Origin of the sequence: Kocuria sp. ZOR0020 (genome assembly GCF_000800955.1) — a bacterium.
Lineage (GTDB): Bacteria > Actinomycetota > Actinomycetes > Actinomycetales > Micrococcaceae > Kocuria > Kocuria subflava.
In genome coordinates, this window is record NZ_JROX01000372.1 from 1 (window position 1) to 1,805 (window position 1,805).

3 protein-coding genes are annotated in these 1,805 nt (G+C 64.3%); all 3 read left to right on the forward strand.

Annotation, left to right across the window (positions count from 1 at the left end):
- The first annotated feature begins 195 nt into the window (after positions 1 to 195).
- Positions 196 to 720, forward strand: a complete 525-nt coding sequence (locus L979_RS13845; RefSeq protein WP_047692846.1) for an O-acetyl-ADP-ribose deacetylase — start codon at positions 196 to 198, stop codon at positions 718 to 720.
- A 108-nt stretch (positions 721 to 828) separates the two neighbouring features.
- A complete protein-coding gene (locus tag L979_RS13850) occupies positions 829 to 1,248 on the forward strand; it encodes a carboxymuconolactone decarboxylase family protein (protein ID WP_119932214.1) in 420 nt (139 codons plus the stop codon).
- On the forward strand, positions 1,245 to 1,805 hold a 561-nt coding region (locus L979_RS13855; protein ID WP_047692848.1), incomplete at its 3' end, for a sigma-70 family RNA polymerase sigma factor. The genes L979_RS13850 and L979_RS13855, both read left to right, overlap by 4 nt.

Here is a 1,805-nt window from a genome sequence, read left to right on the forward strand (position 1 = left end):
GGCGGCGAGTCCCAGTACGTCAAGGAGGAATACCGGCCCGCCATGAAAAAGCTCTTTCCCCAGGTCCGCAAGGTCACCGTCAAGGGTGCTGGGCACTGGGTGCATTCGCAGAAGCCGGAAGAGTTCACGCAGTTGCTGCGGCACTTCCTGGACTGATCGGTGTGTAGCGGCGTGAGGCATGTTTAGGCTGGGCGTATGGACATGCGCATTCAGCTGGCAGACATCACCACCCTCACCGTTGATGCCGTGGTCAATGCGGCCAATTCCAGATTGATGGGCGGCGGGGGAGTCGACGGCGCCATTCACCGTGCCGGTGGTCCTGACATCCTTGAGGCCTGCCGTGCCCTCCGCCGCGATTCTTTGCCAGACGGCCTGCCCACGGGTCAGGCAGGGGCGACGACGGCGGGGCATCTGCCGGCCCAATGGGTGATCCACACCGTGGGGCCCGTGTACTCGCAGAAGGAAGATCGCTCCGAGCTGCTGGCCTCGTGCTACCGCGAATCCTTGCGCGTCGCCGTTGATCTGCACGCTGGAACCGTGGCGTTTCCCACCATTTCCGCAGGCGTCTACGGCTGGCCACTGGAGGATGCCACGCGCATCGCGGTGGAGACTGTGCAGGACATGGCCGAGGAGGTTGAGGGCACTGTGCAGCAGGTTCTGTTCGTACCGTTCAGCCAGGCCGCGGAAGACGCCTACCGGCGCCACATCGCCGGGTGCTGAGAACTGGCACCGCCGGGTACGTGAACCGGATCTGTCACAAACGGGACCCGGCAATCGTCATCATTGACGACACCCGTTCCCTGAGTTGAGGAGTTCCACGTGCCACGGATGAACCTGCAGAAGAGCCACAAAATGGCATACGCCGCCGTTCTGGGGCTTGAGGGATACACGCGGATGCGAATGCCGGCCCGTCTCAACGAACTGGTCAAACTGCGTGCTTCCCTGCTCAACGGCTGTGGGTACTGCATCGCCATGCACACCAAGGCGCTGGAGAAGGCAGGGGAGTCGCAGGAGAGGATGGATGCGCTGGAAGGTGAGGTTCCGTCGTCGTTGTTCGACGAGCGTGAGCTGGCGGCCCTGGCGCTGACCGATGCGGTCACCCGGTTGGAAATGGGCGGTGTGCCCGATGATGTGTGGGATGAAGCGGCGCGGGTGTTCAGTGAAGCCGAACTGGGAGATCTGGTGGTGGCCATTGCAACCATCAATGTCTGGAACCGGATGGGCATTGCCACCAAGCTGGACGCATGAACCCAAATCAGGTCTGGATCGCCGAGCGCCCCCGTCTGATCGGTTTGGCCTACCGGGTCCTGGGCAGTTGGTACGACGCCGAAGACGTGGTCTCGGAAGTGTGGCTGCGGCTGAATGCTCAGGAGGAGTTGAGCAACCCGCGGGCCTGGCTGACCACGGTGACCACGCGACTGGCCATCGACCGTGGACGGCAGCTCCGTGCCCGGCGGGAGGACTACGTGGGGCCGTGGCTGCCCGAACCGGTCTCCACCAGCCTGCTGCCTGAGGAGTCCGCCGAACTGCGGTCGTCACTGCGGCTCGGAATGCTGCGCCTGACGGACGGCCTGGAACCGGAGGAACGGGCCATCTTGGTGCTGCGCGAGGCTTTTGAGCTCCCGTACGCGGAGATCGCAGCCACCGTGGGCCGGAGCCCTGCAGCCTGCAGGCAGGTGGTCAGCCGGACCAAGAAGCTCCTGCCCGCCCTCACAACTCCCGACCGGGCACCGGATGGTGACAGCGAACGTGCTCTCACGGCGCTGGTGGATGCCGTCATGGCGGGGGACATGGACACGGTTCTG